The 384-nt window shown below is 63.5% G+C and carries 1 protein-coding gene; it reads right to left on the minus strand.

Going from position 1 to position 384, the window contains the following annotated elements; genetic code table 11:
- Positions 1-3: 3 nt before the first annotated feature.
- The coding region (locus AC1DH9_RS31115; protein WP_477809583.1) for an NAD(P)/FAD-dependent oxidoreductase at positions 4-384 on the minus strand (381 nt) is incomplete at its 5' end.

Genomic DNA, 384 nt, shown 5'->3' on the forward strand with positions numbered 1-384 from the left:
CGGTCACGCAGTGCGTAGTACGCGGCGCCCATGGCGGTGAGCGGGGCCTGGAAGGCGGTCACGCAGTGCGTAGTACGCGGCGCCCATGGCGGTGAGCGGGGCCTGGAAGGTGCGACCGCCGAACATCGGCATGTGCGGCAGGGAGGCGAACGCGTCGAAGCGTTCGGCGTCGCCGCGGATCATTTCCGAGATCAGTTTGCCAGCCAGGTGCGAGCAGGTGACGCCGTGGCCGCTGTAGCCTTGCATGTAGTAGGCGTTTTTCTCGATACGGCCGAATTGCGGCATGCGCGACATGGTCAGCAGGAAGTTGCCGGTCCAGCGGTAGTCGATCTTCACGTCCTTCAATTGCGGGAAGGTCTTGAGGATTTTCGGACGGATCAGTTG

Source organism: Pseudomonas sp. 05T35, assembly GCF_056396605.1.